The organism is Rhizobium sp. P1_E6 (assembly GCF_056405875.1).
In genome coordinates this window covers 1-17,936 of record NZ_JBFUBG010000028.1, presented here as the reverse complement: position 1 = coordinate 17,936, position 17,936 = coordinate 1, and the positions used below count along the sequence as shown (strand labels likewise).

General features: G+C 59.7%; 17 protein-coding genes. 2 read left to right on the top strand and 15 right to left on the bottom strand.

The features are described from left to right. Positions 1-153: 153 nt before the first annotated feature. The 13 genes from lipA to AC1D35_RS15945 form a co-directional block, all read right to left on the bottom strand. The gene (lipA, locus tag AC1D35_RS16005; protein ID WP_477939059.1) at positions 154-1,125 is read right to left on the bottom strand and encodes a lipoyl synthase; all 972 of its coding nucleotides are present in this window, start codon (positions 1,123-1,125) and stop codon (positions 154-156) included. Between the two features lie 107 nt (positions 1,126-1,232). Next, complete coding sequence (locus AC1D35_RS16000) at positions 1,233-1,481, bottom strand: GlsB/YeaQ/YmgE family stress response membrane protein (RefSeq protein ID WP_113295615.1); 249 nt, start codon at positions 1,479-1,481, stop codon at positions 1,233-1,235. Between the two features lie 13 nt (positions 1,482-1,494). Further along, the gene (locus AC1D35_RS15995) at positions 1,495-1,749 is read right to left on the bottom strand and encodes a GlsB/YeaQ/YmgE family stress response membrane protein (RefSeq protein WP_113295616.1); all 255 of its coding nucleotides are present in this window, start codon (positions 1,747-1,749) and stop codon (positions 1,495-1,497) included. 101 nt (positions 1,750-1,850) lie between these two features. Then, positions 1,851-3,296: a dihydrolipoyl dehydrogenase gene (gene lpdA, locus AC1D35_RS15990; RefSeq protein ID WP_113295617.1), complete on the bottom strand. Its 1,446-nt coding sequence runs from the start codon at positions 3,294-3,296 to the stop codon at positions 1,851-1,853. Positions 3,297-3,312: 16 nt separating this feature from the next. Next, a complete protein-coding gene (locus tag AC1D35_RS15985; protein ID WP_113295618.1) occupies positions 3,313-3,891 on the bottom strand; it encodes a GNAT family N-acetyltransferase in 579 nt (192 codons plus the stop codon). Positions 3,892-3,893: 2 nt separating this feature from the next. After that, positions 3,894-4,535, bottom strand: coding sequence for an SGNH/GDSL hydrolase family protein (locus AC1D35_RS15980; protein WP_113295619.1), 642 nt, complete (start codon positions 4,533-4,535; stop codon positions 3,894-3,896). A 19-nt stretch (positions 4,536-4,554) separates the two neighbouring features. Beyond that, positions 4,555-5,895 (bottom strand): pyruvate dehydrogenase complex dihydrolipoamide acetyltransferase, encoded by a 1,341-nt coding sequence (locus AC1D35_RS15975; protein WP_113310143.1) that lies wholly within the window; start codon positions 5,893-5,895, stop codon positions 4,555-4,557. 15 nt (positions 5,896-5,910) lie between these two features. Further along, complete coding sequence (locus AC1D35_RS15970; protein WP_113310144.1) at positions 5,911-7,308, bottom strand: pyruvate dehydrogenase complex E1 component subunit beta; 1,398 nt, start codon at positions 7,306-7,308, stop codon at positions 5,911-5,913. Positions 7,309-7,323: 15 nt separating this feature from the next. Continuing rightward, positions 7,324-8,370: a pyruvate dehydrogenase (acetyl-transferring) E1 component subunit alpha gene (pdhA, locus tag AC1D35_RS15965; protein WP_113310145.1), complete on the bottom strand. Its 1,047-nt coding sequence runs from the start codon at positions 8,368-8,370 to the stop codon at positions 7,324-7,326. 146 nt (positions 8,371-8,516) lie between these two features. Beyond that, the gene (locus AC1D35_RS15960; RefSeq protein WP_113295623.1) at positions 8,517-8,837 is read right to left on the bottom strand and encodes an FtsB family cell division protein; all 321 of its coding nucleotides are present in this window, start codon (positions 8,835-8,837) and stop codon (positions 8,517-8,519) included. A 136-nt stretch (positions 8,838-8,973) separates the two neighbouring features. Further along, positions 8,974-10,248 (bottom strand): phosphopyruvate hydratase, encoded by a 1,275-nt coding sequence (gene eno / locus AC1D35_RS15955; RefSeq protein WP_113295624.1) that lies wholly within the window; start codon positions 10,246-10,248, stop codon positions 8,974-8,976. Between the two features lie 142 nt (positions 10,249-10,390). Continuing rightward, positions 10,391-11,236, bottom strand: a complete 846-nt coding sequence (kdsA, locus tag AC1D35_RS15950) for a 3-deoxy-8-phosphooctulonate synthase (protein WP_113310146.1) — start codon at positions 11,234-11,236, stop codon at positions 10,391-10,393. Next, complete coding sequence (locus AC1D35_RS15945) at positions 11,233-12,120, bottom strand: VOC family protein (RefSeq protein WP_113310147.1); 888 nt, start codon at positions 12,118-12,120, stop codon at positions 11,233-11,235. Before AC1D35_RS15945 ends, kdsA begins: the two co-directional genes overlap by 4 nt. A gap of 197 nt (positions 12,121-12,317) precedes the next feature. Here AC1D35_RS15945 and lexA point away from each other — a divergent pair, with 197 nt between their 5' ends. After that, positions 12,318-13,043: a transcriptional repressor LexA gene (gene lexA / locus AC1D35_RS15940; RefSeq protein ID WP_113310198.1), complete on the top strand. Its 726-nt coding sequence runs from the start codon at positions 12,318-12,320 to the stop codon at positions 13,041-13,043. Here lexA and AC1D35_RS15935 read toward each other — a convergent pair. After that, positions 13,024-15,447, bottom strand: a complete 2,424-nt coding sequence (locus AC1D35_RS15935; RefSeq protein ID WP_113310148.1) for a ComEC/Rec2 family competence protein — start codon at positions 15,445-15,447, stop codon at positions 13,024-13,026. The genes lexA and AC1D35_RS15935 overlap by 20 nt on opposite strands. A gap of 289 nt (positions 15,448-15,736) precedes the next feature. Between AC1D35_RS15935 and gltA the strand changes: the two genes are divergently transcribed. Next, positions 15,737-17,026 (top strand): citrate synthase, encoded by a 1,290-nt coding sequence (gene gltA, locus AC1D35_RS15930; RefSeq protein ID WP_477939050.1) that lies wholly within the window; start codon positions 15,737-15,739, stop codon positions 17,024-17,026. Positions 17,027-17,057: 31 nt separating this feature from the next. Here the strand turns inward: gltA and AC1D35_RS15925 are convergent. Beyond that, on the bottom strand, positions 17,058-17,936 hold an 879-nt coding region (locus tag AC1D35_RS15925), incomplete at its 5' end, for a lipid-A-disaccharide synthase (RefSeq protein ID WP_477939048.1).

Sequence of the window (17,936 nt, the reverse complement as noted above, 5' to 3'; positions counted from 1 at the left end):
GCTTTAGACAGGATCGCCTTCGCACGCAGGCTCGACCGCGAAGAACGGCGTGCTTGCTAACTGCTTCGCGTGAACTGGTGATGACAGTCAACCGCACAAAGAAAAACCGCGGCGAAAAGCGCCGCGGTCCCATCAAAAACAAGGGGTAGGCTCTTACTCCGCTGCCATCAGCAGCTTCTTCTCGCGGGCAGCCCTCAGCCGGGCGAAGTCGTCGCCGGCATGGTGGGAAGAACGGGTCAGGGGGCTGGAGGCAACCATCAGGAAGCCCTTGGTATAGGCGACCGTCTCATAGGATTTGAATTCCTCCGGCGTAACGAAGCTCATGACCGCGTGATGTTTGCGGGTCGGCTGCAGATACTGGCCGATCGTCAGGAAGTCGACATCAGCGGTGCGCAGGTCGTCCATGAGCTGGAGCACTTCATTGCGCTCTTCGCCGAGCCCGACCATGATGCCTGACTTGGTGAACATGGTCGGGTCGAGTTCCTTCACGCGCTGCAGCAGGCGGATGGAGTGGAAGTAGCGGGCGCCGGGCCGGACTGTCAGGTAGTTGCCGGSSACCGTTTCCATGTTGTGGTTGAAGACGTCKGGCTTGGCGGCRACGACRCGCTCCARGGCACCGGGCTTCTTCAGGAAGTCGGGYGTCAGGATYTCRATSGTCGTCAGCGGYGAWGCGGCGCGGATTGCCCAGATCACCTTTTCGAAATGCTCGGCGCCRCCRTCTTCCAGATCRTCACGATCGACWGASGTGATGACGACGTGGCTCAGGCCCATCTGCTTGACGGCCTTGGCGACATTCTCCGGTTCCGCCATGTCGAGCGCGTTCGGCYTGCCGGTCGCGACGTTGCARAAGGCGCAGGCGCGCGTACAGATYTCGCCCATGATCATGAAGGTGGCGTGCTTCTTGTCCCAGCATTCGCCGATATTCGGGCAGCCCGCTTCTTCGCAGACGGTGACGAGCTTGTTTTCCTTCACGATCGAGCGGGTTTCGGCATAACCTTTCGAGGTCGGCGCCTTCACGCGGATCCATTCCGGCTTGCGCAGGACTTCCGTATCCGGGCGATGCGCCTTTTCCGGATGCCGCACACGCTTTACGTCAGGATTGATCGTGTCGAGGATGGTGACCATGTCAGTTCAACTTTCCGCCGCTCCATGCGGCCCGGATTGTCATATTGCGCATCACGCCGTAATTCAAATCTTTCGATCTCAACGGTGATGCGCCCTGTCTTCGCGCCCTATCTTCGAACCAGCCGCGCGAAGAATATCAGCAGGCAGGCGCCGATGAAGCCCGTCACGAAGTAGCCGAACCTTCCGCCGGCTACCTCGATATGGAACTGCGCCAGGATGGCGGTGGCGACGACCGAGCCGACAATGCCGAGCACGATGTTCAGCAGAATGCCGTAGCGCGCTTCCATCAGCTTTCCTGCGAGCCAGCCCGCAAGTCCGCCGACGATGATTGCCGAAATCCAGCCGATGCCTTCCATATTTCTTAATGCCCTACGCTATCGCCCTTGCGATCAGCACCACAACGATGGCGCCGACAGTGGCGTGGATGATCTGAACCACCAATGCATTTTCAATGCCCAGCGAAATCCCCAGAGCATTGAACAGAAACCCGCCCACGAACGCGCCGATGATGCCGCTCAGGAGGCACCGTATCAACCCACCCCCGCCGACGACCAGGCTCGCAAGGAAGCCCGCGACCAGACCGATCAGCAGAAAGATGAGAAGCGACTGCGTGCTCATAGACATGATGATTTCCTTTCGTTTTTTCCACCCCGGGAGGGAATGGATTTTCCATCTCGGGCGATAGCGTTACGCCACGCCGGGATAGAGGGCGCACGAGGAAATTATCAAGCGTTCAAAACGCGGCCGTAAGCATCGAGCACGCTTTCCTTCATCGTCTCCGAAATGGTCGGATGCGGGAAGATCGTATGCATCAGTTCTTCTTCCGTCGTCTCCAGGTTCATGGCGACGACGAAGCCCTGGATGAGTTCGGTGACTTCGGCGCCAACCATATGGGCACCGAGCAGTTCACCGGTCTTCTTGTCGAAAATCGTCTTGACGAGGCCCTGGTCTTCGCCGAGTGCGACGGCCTTGCCGTTGGCGCTGAAGGGGAAGCGACCGACGCGGATATCGCGGCCCTGCTCCTTGGCCCTGGCTTCGGTGAGACCGACGGAGGCGACCTGCGGGTTGCAATAGGTGCAGCCAGGGATTTTCAGCCTGTCCATCGGATGAACGTTCGGAAGGCCGGCAATCTTCTCGACGCAGACGACGCCTTCATGCTCCGCCTTGTGGGCCAGAAGCGGCGCACCAGCGACGTCACCGATTGCGTAGATGCCGGGCACGTTGGTCTTGCCGTAGCCATCGATGACGATGAAGCCGCGGTCGATCTTGACGCCGACAGCCTCAAGGCCGATGCCTTCGACATTGGCCTGCACGCCGACGGCCGAAATCATGCGGTCCGCGGTGATCGTCTCGGTCGTGCCGTCCTTCTTTTCGATGGTGGCGGTGATCGAGTTGGCACCCTTCTCCACCTTGGCGACCTTGGCCTCGAGGTGGATCTTCATACCCTGACGCTCGAACTGCTTCTTGGCGAGCGCAGAGATTTCCGCATCTTCGACCGGCATGACCTGGCTCATGATTTCGACGACGGTGACGTCGACGCCCATGGTGCGGTAGAAGCTTGCGAATTCGATGCCGATTGCGCCCGAGCCCATGACAAGCAGAGACTTCGGAAGTTCGTCAGCCTTCATTGCTTCGAAATAGGTCCAGATGAGCTTGCCATCCGGCTCGATGCCCGGCAGCGCACGTGGACGGGCACCGGTCGCGACAATGATGTGTTTGGCGGTGTAGGTGCCCTCGCCCAGCGCGTTCTTCGGCACCGGACCCATCGGCTCCATCGGCTTCTTCGTCGTCTTGGAAACGAGAATTTCGCCGGGCTTGGTGATCTTTGCCTCACCCCAGATGACATCGACCTTGTTCTTCTTGAACAGGAAGCCGACGCCGTTGTTCATGCGGTGTGCGATGCCGCGCGAGCGAGTGACGATCGCCTTGATATCTGGCTTGATCGTGCCTTCCAGCACCAGGCCGTAATCCTTGCCGTGCTGGGCGGTATGCAGGACGTCAGCCGAGCGCAGCAGCGCCTTGGTCGGAATGCAGCCCCAATTGGAGCAGATGCCGGCGAGATGCTCGCGCTCGACGCAAGCGACCTTGAGGCCGAGCTGCGCGGCGCGGATGGCGGCGATATAACCGCCGGGACCGGAACCGATGACGATGACGTCGTAGGATTGAGCCATTGCTTTCCTGCCTTTGTTACGCTCCCGCGCGGGTCATGAGAACCCATGCGTGCTTCTTGCTGTTGTCGAAGAGCGGCACGGCATTCATGCGCGCCGCTTCGGAAAACCCATTTCTTCCGTAAAGCGACAGAGCCGCTTCGTTATTATCAGCTGTGATCAGGCTGGCCGGTAGCCCAGCTGCCCTTGCGAGCTGATCTTCCAGCAGCCTCTTGCCGATGCCGATACCGCGCATATGGCGATAGACCGCGAGACTGCCAATGAACCAGTGTCCGATCACCGATCTCTGCATCGCCAGCATCGGCTCTATGGCCGGATGTCGTGCTTCGAGATCGCGTATGCCTTCATCCACTTCATAGCCGATCGCCATTCCGGCGATCTCGTCATAGGCCTCGCCGATGACGGCGTTCTTCCAGCCGCCGAGCGCCTCGTCGCTCATCTTCAACCGGCCCCGCTCCAGCGGCGTATCGCTCATGCCGCTGGCGACATCGGCAAACCAGAGCCACGAGGCGAAGCCATGCGAGGCGATATCCGCCAGGATCGCCAGCTCCGAAGCATCCCGACGGGAGGCTTCCCGGAGGGCGAGAAAGGCGGCCATCGTCAGAGACCCAGCATCATCCGCACGATAGGCTCCAGACCTCGACCGAGCGCGCGGGTATTCTCCGCATCGAGGTGAATGCCGTCGATCGGCGTGGTCCTGGCGACGGAATTGCCGTCGAAGAAGCCGCAGCCGAGTTCATCGGCAAGGTCCCGGAAAAGCGTCGGAAGCTTCGCCGATTCCTCGATGCCTCCAGGGAACGAGGCGGCGAAGGGCACATTGCCCGTCGCGCAGATCGCCGGCGGCGCCACGATCAGGATCTCTGGCCCGTCGAATTCAAAGGGCCAGGCATGACTGCGGATCAGCCGCACCAGACGACCGATGCCCTGGCATGCTGCAAAGGCCGAGCCGGCAACCACCGGCTTCATGTCGTTGGTGCCGAGCAGCAGGATGACAAGATCGAGCGGCGCATGTGTCTGCAGGACGGTCGGCAGAATGCGTGCGCCGTTGCGATCGCAATCGGCAAGATGGTCGTCGAAGGCGGTAGTGCGGCCGTTCAGGCCTTCCGCAATGACGCGAGCTCCGCTTCCGAGCGTTGCCTGAAGCACGCTCGGCCAGCGGTTCTCATAGGCATGACGGCCGATCGTGTCGGCGTCATAGCCCCAGGTAAGCGAGTCACCATAGCAAAGAACAGTCTTCGTCATGTCCGCCTCCCGCGTCTGCTCAGACCAGCATGCCCATCGGATTTTCGATGTAGCCCTTGAAGGCCTGCAGCAGCGCGGCGCCGAGAGCGCCATCGACGCAGCGATGGTCGGTCGAGAGCGTCACGGTCATGACCGTCGCAATCGCCATCTCACCATTTTTGACGATGACACGCTGCTCGCCCGCGCCGACTGCGAGGATCGTCGCATGCGGTGGGTTGATGACGGCTGCGAAATTCTTCACGCCCATCATGCCCATGTTCGAGACCGAGGTCGTGCCGCCCTGATATTCCTCGGGCTTCAGCTTGCGATCCTTCGCACGCTTGCCGAGATCACGCATCTCGTTGGAGATGGTCGACAGCGTCTTCTCCTCGGCCTTGCGGACGATCGGCGTGATCAGGCCGCCGGGGATCGAGACAGCCACGCCGACATCGGCATGTTTGTGCTTGACCATGGCACTCTCAGTCCAGGAGACGTTGGCATCCGGAACATCGCGAAGCGCCAGAGCCAGGGCCTTGATGACCATGTCGTTGACTGACAGCTTGTAAGCCGGAGCGCTGTCCTTGCGGGGTGCGGCGTCGTTCAACTGGGCGCGCAGCGCCATCAGCGCATCGAGTTCGCAATCGACCGAAACGTAGAAATGCGGAACGGTCTGCTTGGATTCGACGAGGCGACGGGCGATCGTCTTGCGCATGCCGTCATGCGGCACAAGCTCGTAGGAACCCTGCTCGAAGAGCTTGAGCACGGCCTCGTCCGAAGCGCCTTTCGGAGCGGCAGCGGCGGGAGCCGGTGCAGCAGCCTGCGGGGCAGCAGCGGCCGGAGCGGCCTTGGCAGCACCGCCGGCAGCGGCAGCTTCGATATCGCTCTTGACGACGCGGCCATGCGGACCAGTGCCGGCAACGGCGGAAATATCGATACCGGCTTCCTTGGCCAGACGACGAGCAAGCGGCGAAGAGAAGGCACGCGCGCCGCCAGAGGAGACCGCAGCCGGTGCCGAGGCGGGAGCCGCCTGTGCGGGCGCGGGAGCAGCCTTCGGCGCCTCGGCTTGTGCCGGGGTAGCTTCAGCCTTCGGAGCCGGGGCGGCGGAGCCAGCGCCGCTTGCGGCAGCGGCGACATCCTCGCCCTCGCCGGCCAGAACGGCGATCAGGGCATTGACCTTCACGCCTTCGGTACCGGCCGCAACGACGATCTTGGCAACCGTGCCTTCGTCGACAGCTTCGACTTCCATCGTCGCCTTGTCGGTTTCGATCTCGGCGATCACATCGCCGGACTTGACCTTATCGCCTTCCTTGACCAGCCACTTGGCAAGATTGCCTTCTTCCATAGTCGGAGAGAGGGCAGGCATCGTGATATTGATCGGCATCGAAAGGCCCTCCCCTTATTTGTAGCAAACGGCTTTCACCGCATCGACCACTTCGCCGACATTCGGAAGCGCGAGCTTCTCAAGGTTGGCAGCGTAAGGCATCGGAACGTCCTTGCCGGCGATCGTCAGGATCGGCGCATCGAGGTAATCGAAGGCCTGCTGCATGACGCGGGTGGCGATTTCCGTGCCGACGGAGTTCTGCGGATAGCCTTCTTCGACGGTGACCAGGCGGCCGGTCTTCTTGACGGATTCGATGACCGTCGGAAGATCCATCGGACGAAGCGTACGCAGGTCGATCAGTTCGACGTCGATGCCGATCTTTTCAAGTTCCGCGACAGCCTTCGTGGCATAGGTCATGCCGATACCGAAGGAGACGACGGTTACATCCTTGCCCGGACGGTGGATGCGAGCCTTGCCGATCGGCAGAACGAAATTATCGAGCTTCGGCACTTCGAAGTGCTGGCCGTAGAGAATTTCGTTTTCGAGGAAGACGACCGGGTTCGGATCGCGGATAGCGGCCTTCAGCAGACCCTTGGCGTCGGATGCAGTGTAAGGCATGACGACCTTGAGGCCCGGGATCGCGCTGTACCAGGCCGCATAATCCTGGCTGTGCTGGGCGCCGACGCGGGCGGCGGCGCCGTTCGGGCCACGGAAGACGATCGGAGCGCCCATCTGTCCGCCGGACATATAAAGCGTCTTGGCAGCGGAGTTGATTATCTGGTCGATCGCCTGCATGGCGAAGTTGAAGGTCATGAACTCGACGATAGGCTTCAGGCCTGACATGGCGGCACCGACGCCGACACCGGCAAAGCCGTGTTCGGTAATCGGTGTGTCGATGACGCGGCGTGCGCCGAATTCCTGCAGAAGACCCTGAGTGACCTTGTAGGCGCCCTGGTATTCGGCAACTTCTTCGCCCATGACGAAGACGTTTTCATCGGCGCGCATTTCTTCGGCCATGGCGTCGCGGAGCGCTTCGCGCACCGTCATCGACACCATTTCGGTGCCAGCCGGGATTTCCGGGTCGTTCGGCACGAAAGCCTTGGGCTCGGCTGGGACGGGAGCGGCAGCAGAAGCACTGTTCGTCGGCTTCTCTTCCTGTGCAACCTGCGGAGCAGCGGCCGGAGCCTGCTGAACGGCGGCGGGAGCAGCGGAAATCGCGTCGGCCGATTCGCCGTCCTGCAGAAGGATGGCGATCTTGGCGTTTACCTTGACGTTTTCGGTGCCGGCCGGAACCAGCAGCTTGCCGATGACGCCTTCGTCGACGGCTTCGACTTCCATCGTCGCCTTGTCGGTTTCGATTTCGGCAATTACGTCACCGGAAGTGACCTTGTCACCTTCGTTCTTGAGCCACTTGGACAGCGTGCCTTCTTCCATCGTCGGAGAGAGGGCGGGCATGAGAATATCTATAGGCATGGGTTCCCTCCCCGATTAGAGCAGAATGTCGGTGTAGAGCTCGGACGCATCCGGCTCCGGATCAGCCTGGGCGAAATCGGCGCTATCGGCGACGATATCGCGGACTTCCTTGTCGATCGCTTTCAGATCGTCTTCAGTCGCCCAGCCCTTTTCCATGACACGCAGACGGACCTGCTCGATGGGGTCCTGCTCGGAGCGCATCTTCTGCACTTCTTCCTTGGTGCGGTACTTCGCCGGGTCCGACATGGAGTGGCCGCGATAGCGATATGTCAGCATTTCCAGGATGATCGGGCCCTTGCCGGAGCGGCAATGTTCGAGCGCCTCATCGGCAGCAGCCTTGACGGCACGAACATCCATGCCGTCGACCTGGATGCCGGGGATGCCGAAGCCGGAACCGCGCAGCGAATAGTTCGACTGCGCGGTAGCGCGCGCCGTCGAGGTGCCCATGGCGTAACGGTTGTTCTCGACGATATAGATGATCGGCAGCTTCCAGAGAGCAGCCATGTTGAAGCTCTCGTAAACCTGGCCCTGGTTGGCCGCGCCATCACCGAAATAGGCGATGGATACGCTGTCATTGCCACGGTAGCGGTTTGCAAAGGCAAGGCCTGTTCCAAGCGAAACCTGGGCACCGACGATGCCATGGCCGCCGTAGAAATGCTTCTCCTTGGAGAACATATGCATGGAACCGCCCTTCCCGTGGGAATAGCCGTTGCGACGCCCGGTCAGTTCAGCCATGACGCCGCGCGCTTCCATGCCGGTAGCCAGCATATGGCCGTGGTCGCGATAGGCGGTGATAACCTGATCACCTTCCTTCTGGGCCATCTGCATGCCGACGACGACAGCTTCCTGGCCGATGTAAAGGTGACAGAAACCACCAATGAAGCCCATGCCGTAAAGCTGGCCCGCTTTTTCCTCGAAACGACGGATAAGCAGCATCTCGCGATATGCCTTGAGCTCCTCGTCCCGATCGAAATCGGCGATAGGACCGCCGTTCGATATCTTGCCTGCGGATTTCGCACTGTTTTTGCGGCTGGAAACGGTCGCGGTTTTGCGCAACGCCATTCAACCCTCCCTATGGGTTTATCGGTTCTCAGGTGGCGCGTACCATAGGGAAGAAAAATGACCACAGCAATGCCATAATTGCATGGCTCATATTCGCAGGTAAATTATTGATAAAGAACGAGAATTCTGGATTAACCTAAATTCGGTTAATTGCGGTAGTGATTGTAAATTACAATCTCGTCTGCGCGCGACATATTGAGCTGATACCGCGCCTTTTCGTCGAGCATATCCTTGTCCAGCGAGCCGTCGCTAAGAAGTGCAACCTGCGCTTCGAGATGCTCGCGCCTGGTCTTCAGCACAACCAATTCCTTCTCGCGCGCGATACGTTGGCGCTCGAACGCCTCCGTCGCACGCAGACCATAATCACCATGGATGCAATGATAGCCGAAATAGGAGAGGAACGCGACCGCCATGGCCGGAATGACGAAGCGACCGGTCTTTCTCTTCTTATGATGCTTTGTCCACATACACGCATGCTCTGTAACGCATTACCAATCCCTTCAATTTACCGCGCAGAGATTAACCGTTCATTGACTCAGACTTGACGCAACAAAAAACCCGCGCCAAGGCGCGGGTTCCAAATGCCTGATTCATAAGATCGTATTAGCCGCGAATGATGGAACGGCCGGCATACTCAGCCTGAGGGCCAAGGCCTTCTTCAATGCGGATAAGCTGATTGTACTTGGCAAGACGATCCGAGCGCGACAGAGAGCCGGTCTTGATCTGGCCGCAGTTGGTGGCAACTGCGAGATCGGCGATCGTGGAGTCTTCCGTCTCGCCCGAGCGATGCGACATGACGGCGGTGTAGGCTGCCTTGTGCGCGGTGTTGACGGCGTCGAGCGTTTCCGTCAGGGAGCCGATCTGGTTGACCTTGACGAGGATCGAGTTGGCAACGCCCATGCGGATACCGTCACGCAGACGAGCCGAGTTGGTGACGAACAGGTCATCGCCGACAAGCTGGCACTTCTTGCCGACAAGATCGGTCAGCGTCTTCCAGCCTTCCCAATCGTCTTCTGCCATGCCGTCTTCGACGGAAATGATCGGGTACTTGCCGACGAGTTCGGCGAGGTATTCGGCCATTGCGCCCGGTTCGAGCGTGCGGCCTTCGCCTTCCATTACATACTTGCCGTCCTTGAAGAACTCCGTCGAGGCGCAATCGAGGCCGAGATAGATGTCCTCACCCGGCTTGTAGCCGGCTTTCTCAACCGACTTCATGATGAAGTCGAGGGCTTCCGGAGCGCTCTTCAGGCCCGGTGCAAAACCACCTTCGTCGCCGACATTGGTGTTGTGCCCCTGGGCAGCGAGTTCCTTGCGCAGCGTATGGAAGACTTCCGAGCCCATGCGGACGGCTTCACGGATCGAATCTGCGCCAACCGGCAGGATCATGAATTCCTGGAAGTCGATCGGGTTGTCGGCATGAGCGCCGCCGTTGATGATGTTCATCATCGGAACCGGCAGAAGGCTTGCCGAAGCACCACCGACATAACGGTAGAGCGGCAGGCCGGAAGCCTCCGCGGCGGCCTTGGCGACAGCAAGCGAAACGCCGAGGATGGCGTTGGCGCCGAGGCGTGACTTGTTCGGCGTACCGTCGAGCTCGATCATGATCTTGTCGATCTGAATCTGGTTTTCAGCATCGATGCCGCCGATCGCGTCGAAGATCTCGGTATTGGCGGCTTCGACGGCCTTTTCGACACCCTTGCCGAGATAGCGCTTGCCGCCGTCGCGTAGTTCGACAGCTTCATGCGCGCCAGTCGAAGCGCCCGAGGGAACAGCCGCACGGCCCATGCTGCCGTCTTCGAGATAGACATCGACTTCGACGGTGGGGTTACCACGGCTATCGAGAATCTCGCGGGCTATGATATCGGTAATTGCAGTCATGGTTTTTTCCTGCTCGGTGGGTGGATAAATCGTTTGAAACCGTCTTAATCGAAGGTGCGCAAATTACAATGGCAGTTTGCGGCACCCTTCGGCATGCAGTTCCACTCGTCGCTATATTACGATCATGTCAGGCTTTTGACTGTCAGCCTTTAGCGATCGCGTCGAAAGCCAGCAGCTTTTCCAGAAGCCGCGGCATATCCTTGAGATAGACCATGTTCGGGCCGTCGCAGGGCGCGTTATCCGGGTCCTGATGGGTCTCGATAAAGACCCCGGCAACACCGACCGCCACGGCAGCGCGCGCGAGCGTCTCCACGAATTGCCGTTCTCCGCCGGACGTTTCCCCCTGCCCACCCGGCTGCTGGACCGAATGAGTGGCGTCGAAGATAACTGGCGCACCGGTGGCTGCCATGATCGGCAGGGAGCGCATGTCGGAGACCAGCGTGTTGTAGCCGAAGGAAGCGCCGCGCTCGCACAGCAGAATGTTCGGATTGCCACTCTGATTCAGCTTGCCGAGCACATTCTTCATGTCCCAAGGCGCCAGGAACTGGCCCTTCTTGACGTTGATGACGCGGCCCGTCTTGGCAGCAGCCACCAGAAGATCAGTCTGGCGAGACAGGAAGGCCGGTATCTGCAGGATATCAACGACCTTCGCTACTTCGGCGCATTGTTCTTCGCTGTGAATGTCGGTGAGAACCGGAATGCCGAGTTCCTTCTTGAGATCAGCGAATACTTCCAGCCCCTTCTCAAGGCCGACACCGCGTTTGCTCGACAACGAAGAGCGATTGGCCTTGTCGAAAGACGTCTTGTAGACAAGCCCTATGCCGAGCTTGGCGCACAGTTCCTTCAATGTGCCGGCCACCATGAACGCATGGTCGCGGCTTTCCATTTCGCAGGCGCCGGCGATCAGCGACAAGCGGCCGGTATTGGAGAAGGTGACCTTACCGGCGCCCTCGCCGACCGTCACCTGGGAATTGGTATTGGAGCTCATGATGTTTCCTCGAAGGCGAAGAGCACGCCCTGGCCGGGCGCGGGCTTCACCAGAATACGGTTGCCCTTGCGTGTATAGGTCACCCCGTTAGCAGCCAAATGCGCTTCTGTCACGGCAAGATCGCCCGCATGGAAAAGGATCGCCCGCCCACGCAGGCCGCGATCGGTGTCCGGCGTCGCCAGATCGAAATAGGCCTCCAGACCCGCCGGGTTCATCAGACTGATTTTTGTGTTTGCCAGAGCAACTCTCACCCCAAAACCGGTCTCATCTGCGGCGTCGGCTCTTGCCACGCCACGGACGAATTCGCCGAAGGCCGAAGGCTCGGGCGCGGCTAGAACTATCTCGGCAATTCCGGTTACGCCGTTGACGTGAGCTTCGAGCGCGCTGCGGTCAGCAGGGAGCGGATTGACGCGCTCGACGGCGAAGAGAAAGAAATCCGGTGCCCGGAGGTCACCGGCGAAGGCGAGCCGGAAGCCGGCAATGCTCTCCGTGCCATCCGGCATTTTCACGGGACGTTCGAACTGCAACACAGAACCAGCGCTAATGCCGCCTTTAACGAATCGAGCATGTTCATGCTTTGCATCCGCGGCACTGAAGGCGATAGCAGACAGGCCCTCGCTGCCGCAGCGAAAACGAAAGGCCTGATCGCGGGCTGTGAAGACATTGCCATCACGCGCCGTCCTGTCGCTCTCCTCGACACTGGCGACGCCGAGCGGCTCGAGATAGCTCCTGTCGGCGAAGAAAACGCAGGCATTTTCCGTACCGAAGGGATGGCGCGCGTCCGGAGCGACGGTGAAGCCCAGCTTGCCTAACCTCTCGCGTGCAAGGGCGATATCGGTAACCGGCAAAACGAGATGATCGATCGCAAGCGTGTCTTGGGTCATCAGCTACTCTCCAGCAATCACAAGGAGATGTGCTTCAACAAGCCTTACGAAGCAAGGCCGGACGGGCCGGGCGCCGACAAAAATAAAATTCTCAACACAATGGGGAGAAATTTTACGAAAATTTAGCCACTTGCGGAACACATATGGAACATATAGTGTCCGTTCTGGATTTGTTTCAATACTGGGGTCACACGCCGATGCTCACGCGCAAACAACAGGAACTTCTTCTTTTCATTCATGAAAGGATGAAGGAATCCGGCGTTCCGCCATCTTTCGACGAGATGAAGGACGCCCTGGATCTGGCCTCGAAATCCGGCATTCATCGGCTGATCACGGCGCTCGAAGAACGCGGCTTCATTCGCCGGCTTCCGAACCGGGCGCGTGCGCTCGAAGTCATCAAGCTGCCGGAAGCCTACAGCTCGAGCCTACAGCCAAGGCGCGGCTTTTCACCAAGCGTCATCGAAGGCAGCCTCGGCAAGCCGCAACCTGTTGCGCCTCCCGCCGCGGCAAAGTCAGCACCTGCGGCCGACAACGGCAATTCGGTTTCCGTGCCGGTCATGGGGCGCATCGCTGCCGGCGTGCCGATTTCGGCAATCCAGAACAACACCCATGACATCACCGTTCCCGCCGATATGCTTGGCTCCGGCGAACATTATGCGCTCGAAGTTCGTGGCGACTCGATGATCGAAGCCGGCATCTTCGATGGCGATACCGTCATCATCCGCAACGGTAGCACGGCCAATCCGGGTGACATCGTCGTCGCACTCGTCGATGAAGAGGAAGCGACGCTCAAGCGCTTCCGCCGCAAGGGCGCATCGATTGCGCTCGAAGCCGCAAACCCCGCTTACGAGACCCGCATTTTCCCGCCGGATCGCGTCAAGGTCCAGGGCAAGCTCGTCGGCCTCATTCGTCGCTATCACTGACCGGTGACCGGTCAACATCAGCGAATGTGTCGCTACGCCAGTCATAGGCACGGTGGCGCATCCAGGGCCGTGGTAATGCGTCGAATGTAGCGGCAACCGCAACTCCGCCATCTGTGAAACGAAGCTCGATCGAGCCTGTCTTGCGCAATGTTTCGCCGGTAAAGAGCAGAGCTCCGGATCGGCAGCCGTCAAGACGCAGACGGACAGGGGTGACGACGATATCGGCCGTATCGCAGGCAGGGCCCAGATAGGCTGCATTGTCGATAACCGTCAGTTTCTTTCCATTGCCGAGCATGATGGCGCACCAGGCACCTTTCAGGCACGAGAACCGTGACGGCGAACCGATCGCGACACGTCTTATCGATTCTCTGGCTTCATTCTGTTGATCCCGCGAGAGCTGCAGTCTTTTGCCTTCGGGCGCAGTGGGCCTGTTGGCAGCTTCCAGCATGACTGGCTTCCTGTGCTCTTCGATGGCAAGCGCCCGCTGCCATTGTTCGAAGATGAAGGCGGGTGGCTTTTCGCGGTTCGAAGCTATCGCCTCTCCATCGACAACAGCAACGAGGCTACCGTCTTCGGCAATGGCGATGTCGGGCATTGCCTCTGATGGCAGCGCCGCGACAGCAAGCGTGGAGAGAGCGACGATTGCCGTTCCGATATGCCGCAGTCGAGTTCTGAGGAGGGTCAGCAGCAGAAAACCGAAAACAGCCGTCGGGAAGTACCAACCCGGCAAACGGCCCACATCGATATTGCCACCCCAGCTCGATACCGTCTTTGCGATTGTAATCACCAGATCCAGCCCGAAGCCTGCCACATGCCATGCCCAGCCGTCCAGGCCAAAGGGCATCAGCAGCATCGCCAGCATCCCAGCCGGCATGACGATGAAGGAAATCACCGGCATGGCCGCGAGATTTGCCGGCAGGCCATAGGCTGTCAGCCGGTGGAAATGCTCGATCGAAAACAGCGCGGTAGAGAAGCCGCCAATCAGCGACGTCAGGAAAATGCCACCAAAGAAACCGCCGACCACGAAGAGGGGCTTCATGACCGGCAGGTTGGCAAAGACATTCTCCCACATCGGCCGGCCTTTCCAGAGATCGTAGCCGGCGACCAGGGCAAGTGTTGCGGCAAAGGACATCTGGAAGCTCGGCCCCAGCACCTCCGATGGCGAGATCGCAAGGATCACAAGAGCGGATAGCGCCACGTTTCTGAGGCTGATCGATGGCCGGTCAAAGAAGACGGCAACCAGCATGATGGCCATCATGATGAAGGCACGTTCGGCGGAGACGGCAAAGCCGGAGATCAGATAGTAGGCCGTCACCGCCGCGAGCGCACCGGCCGCCGCGATTTTCTTGGTCGGCCACGCCTGGGCAATGCCGGGAAAAAGGCTAAGGACGACGCGCAGGCCGACAAAAAAGATGCCGGCGGAAAGCGCCATATTGAGACCGGAGATCGCGACGATATGGGCAAGGCCGGACTGCCGCAGCGCGTCCGTCGTGTCATCCGAGATCGCCCGTCTCTCGTCGGTGACAAGCGAAGCGGCAAAGGCGCCGGTATCGCCCGGCAGGGTGGAGCGTATGCGATCGCCGATGCCACTCCTGAGGCGATAGAGCCATTCGAGTGTCGCCTCACCGACCGAGCCCGCTTGCTGTGGCTGCAAGGCAAGCTTTTTCGGCGCGCCATAGAAAAAGCCGTTGGCGCCGATGCCGTCAAAATAGGCACTGAAAGCAAAATCATTCAGGTGGGGAAGTGCGGGGCCTGCCGGAGGCGTGAGACGCGCCCTGCCCTCGATGACGTCGCCAAGCTCGAAAGGCTGCGCGGCGCCTCTCACGAGCACTGTAATGCGTTTAGGCGGACGCTTGATCTGCGGCGCGTCTGTTCCGGTGACGTCAAGAATGTAACGCCAGCGCCCCCGCCCGTCGCCTTCGCGGCGCTCGATCCTGCCTGTTACCGTTGTCGTTACGGCTGAATCGAGGATCAGGGTCTGCGCCCGCCATGTTTCGACCTGTGCCGAAAGCATTCCGCCGGCAAAGAGAAGCAGAGCAGAGAGCGTCGCCCGCAATTTCGGCCGGCCATACCCGCAAAGTACGACGGCACCGAGGACGACAAAAAGGCAGAGACCAAGCGAGACAGCCGGAAAATCCGAAGCTGCCAGAAACCAGGTCGCGGCACCCGCACCAAGGAAGACCGGCGAAAAAAGAATGAGGCGACCGTAGCCAGCCTCTTCGACCGCCATGCGGACAGACGATCGGATGTGTCGTTTCGCAACGGCGATCAGCCGCCACTGAAACGGAACCGTAGCCTGCGTCCTTGCCAGTTGCGTCACAATGGCGCGCGGTGCGGCATCGGCAAAATCCATCTTTGCATCAATGGATTGCACATGCCGTTCTGCTGTATCGAACCCCGTCATATTCGCTTGGACCCGCCCCCGGAGATCGGCAGAATGCAACCTCAGATCAAAACGCGCAAACAATAATCGATTGAAATACGAGGAAAATTTGCGGCAGCAAAAATCCAGTCAAATCATGGTGTTCTGATATGCGTGAGGCTCATCGCTGCACTGCCTAAAAGATGATGCCGCGATGCACAAAATGGCGTCACGGTAACTTGGCATTAGCTTCGCGATCATATAGCTATCGCTTAGGACGCTTAACCCTTATGGCGCTTTTGCGGCGCCACCGCCACCCCGGAGGATCAGCATGACGGATCAAAGCGCTACAATCAAAATCGGTGACAAATCAGTCGACCTCGCCGTGCGAAAAGGCACGGTCGGACCAGACGTGATCGATATCGGTGCACTCTACAAAAACACGGCTTCCTTCACGTACGACCCCGGGTTTACGTCGACCGCATCCTGTGAATCGAAGATCACCTATATCGACGGCGACGAGGGCGTTCTGCTGCATCGCGGCTACCCGATCGAGCAGCTTGCCGAGCACGGCGACTTTCTGGAAGCCTGCTACCTGCTGCTCTACGGCGAACTGCCGACCGCCGCTCAGAAGAAGGATTTCGACTATCGCGTCACGCACCACACCATGGTGCATGAGCAGATGAGCCGCTTCTTCACCGGCTTCCGCCGCGACGCACATCCGATGGCCGTCATGTGTGGCTGCGTCGGTGCGCTTTCGGCATTTTATCACGACTCCACCGACATTACCGATCCTCACCAGCGCATGGTCGCCAGCCTGCGCATGATCGCCAAAATGCCGACGCTTGCCGCCATGGCCTACAAGTACCATATCGGCCAGCCCTTCGTTTACCCGAAGAACGACCTGGACTACGCGTCCAACTTCCTGCGCATGTGCTTTGCCGTTCCTTGCGAAGAATATGTCGTCAATCCGGTGCTCGCACGCGCCATGGACCGTATCTTCATCCTGCATGCCGATCACGAGCAGAATGCTTCGACCTCGACGGTTCGTCTCGCCGGCTCCTCGGGCGCAAACCCGTTCGCCTGCATCGCCGCCGGCATCGCCTGCCTCTGGGGCCCCGCTCACGGCGGCGCTAACGAAGCAGCCCTCAACATGCTGACGGAAATCGGCACTGTCGACCGCATTCCGGAATATATCGCCCGCGCCAAGGACAAGAACGATCCGTTCCGCCTGATGGGCTTTGGTCACCGCGTCTACAAGAACTATGACCCGCGCGCCAAGATCATGCAAAAAACCACGCATGAAGTTCTCGGCGAACTCGGTATCAAGGACGATCCGCTTCTCGAAGTCGCCATGGAACTGGAGCGCATTGCGCTGACCGACTCGTACTTCATCGAGAAGAAGCTCTATCCGAACATCGACTTCTACTCCGGCATCACGCTAAAGGCCCTGGGCTTCCCCACGACCATGTTCACCGTGCTCTTCGCTCTGGCCCGCACCGTCGGCTGGATCGCGCAGTGGAACGAAATGATCGAAGATCYGGAACAGCGTATCGGCCGTCCGCGCCAGCTCTATATCGGCGAACCGAAGCGCGACTACGTGCCGGTTTCCAAGCGCTAAGCGCTGACTTCATAGACAAAAGAAAACCCGGTCAGGAATGGCCGGGTTTTTTGTTGGCTAGAACATCAAGCAATATTTGCGCCGCATGCTCGCCAGGCGGCCTTTCCGTCTGCATACGCTGCCAGATGAGATCGTAGCCTTCCTTCACCGCCTTGAGCTGGTAGGTGTCGGCTGACAGCCTCTCCATCCAGCGCGCGAGGCTTGCGCCGCGAACGATGTCGTTCAGATATTCGGGCACGACCGCGTAGTCGGCGATCAGATTGGGCAGGGCGCCGCTCCAGGTCTTGATGCCTGATGTCAGCATGCGCATGATCCAGTCGACCTTGTAGGCGGAAACGACGGGGACATCGGCAAGCGCCAGCTCCAGGATCACGGTGCCGGACGCCGCCATGGCCGCATCGGCTTCGGTGAAGGCTTTCCATTTCGCTTCAGCGCCGACGACGATGTCAGGCTTTACCGCCCAGCCTGCTGTCATTTCTCGCACGAGGGTTTCCCTGTGCGCCACAGTCGGCAGAATGAAGCGCTTCGCACCATTGCGGGCAACGAACTCGTTCGCGGCGGCTTCGAAATAAGGCAAAAGCTTCCTGATTTCTGACGAACGCGAACCAGGGAGGAGCAGGATCGCACCGTTACCGGGCTGCCGGCCAGCACGCAGGCGTCGGGTCTCCAGAAGTGTTGTATCGGCAACGAGACGGTGGCCTACATAGGTGGTCGCAGGTCCGTTGAGACGCCGCATCACCGCCGGCTCGAAAGGAAGCACCGCTAGCACATGATCGACATAGGCGAGCATGCGTTGCGCGCGATATTCCTTCCATGCCCAGACACTCGGACAGACATAGTTGACGACAGGCAGATCAGGCAGCGCGGTACGCACGCGCTTGGCGACGCGGTGTGTGAAATCCGGGCTATC

Excerpts from the sequence above, each read along its gene's own strand:
- AC1D35_RS16000 (WP_113295615.1), bottom strand. The coding sequence starts at position 1,481 with ATGGAAGGCATCGGCTGGATTTCGGCAATCATCGTCGGCGGACTTGCG.
- AC1D35_RS15995 (WP_113295616.1), bottom strand. The coding sequence starts at position 1,749 with ATGTCTATGAGCACGCAGTCGCTTCTCATCTTTCTGCTGATCGGTCTG.
- lpdA (WP_113295617.1), bottom strand. The coding sequence starts at position 3,296 with ATGGCTCAATCCTACGACGTCATCGTCATCGGTTCCGGTCCCGGCGGT.
- AC1D35_RS15985 (WP_113295618.1), bottom strand. The coding sequence starts at position 3,891 with ATGGCCGCCTTTCTCGCCCTCCGGGAAGCCTCCCGTCGGGATGCTTCG.
- AC1D35_RS15980 (WP_113295619.1), bottom strand. The coding sequence starts at position 4,535 with ATGACGAAGACTGTTCTTTGCTATGGTGACTCGCTTACCTGGGGCTAT.
- AC1D35_RS15975 (WP_113310143.1), bottom strand. The coding sequence starts at position 5,895 with ATGCCGATCAATATCACGATGCCTGCCCTCTCTCCGACTATGGAAGAA.
- AC1D35_RS15970 (WP_113310144.1), bottom strand. The coding sequence starts at position 7,308 with ATGCCTATAGATATTCTCATGCCCGCCCTCTCTCCGACGATGGAAGAA.
- pdhA (WP_113310145.1), bottom strand. The coding sequence starts at position 8,370 with ATGGCGTTGCGCAAAACCGCGACCGTTTCCAGCCGCAAAAACAGTGCG.
- AC1D35_RS15960 (WP_113295623.1), bottom strand. The coding sequence starts at position 8,837 with ATGTGGACAAAGCATCATAAGAAGAGAAAGACCGGTCGCTTCGTCATT.
- eno (WP_113295624.1), bottom strand. The coding sequence starts at position 10,248 with ATGACTGCAATTACCGATATCATAGCCCGCGAGATTCTCGATAGCCGT.
- kdsA (WP_113310146.1), bottom strand. The coding sequence starts at position 11,236 with ATGAGCTCCAATACCAATTCCCAGGTGACGGTCGGCGAGGGCGCCGGT.
- AC1D35_RS15945 (WP_113310147.1), bottom strand. The coding sequence starts at position 12,120 with ATGACCCAAGACACGCTTGCGATCGATCATCTCGTTTTGCCGGTTACC.
- lexA (WP_113310198.1), top strand. The coding sequence starts at position 12,318 with ATGCTCACGCGCAAACAACAGGAACTTCTTCTTTTCATTCATGAAAGG.
- AC1D35_RS15935 (WP_113310148.1), bottom strand. The coding sequence starts at position 15,447 with ATGACGGGGTTCGATACAGCAGAACGGCATGTGCAATCCATTGATGCA.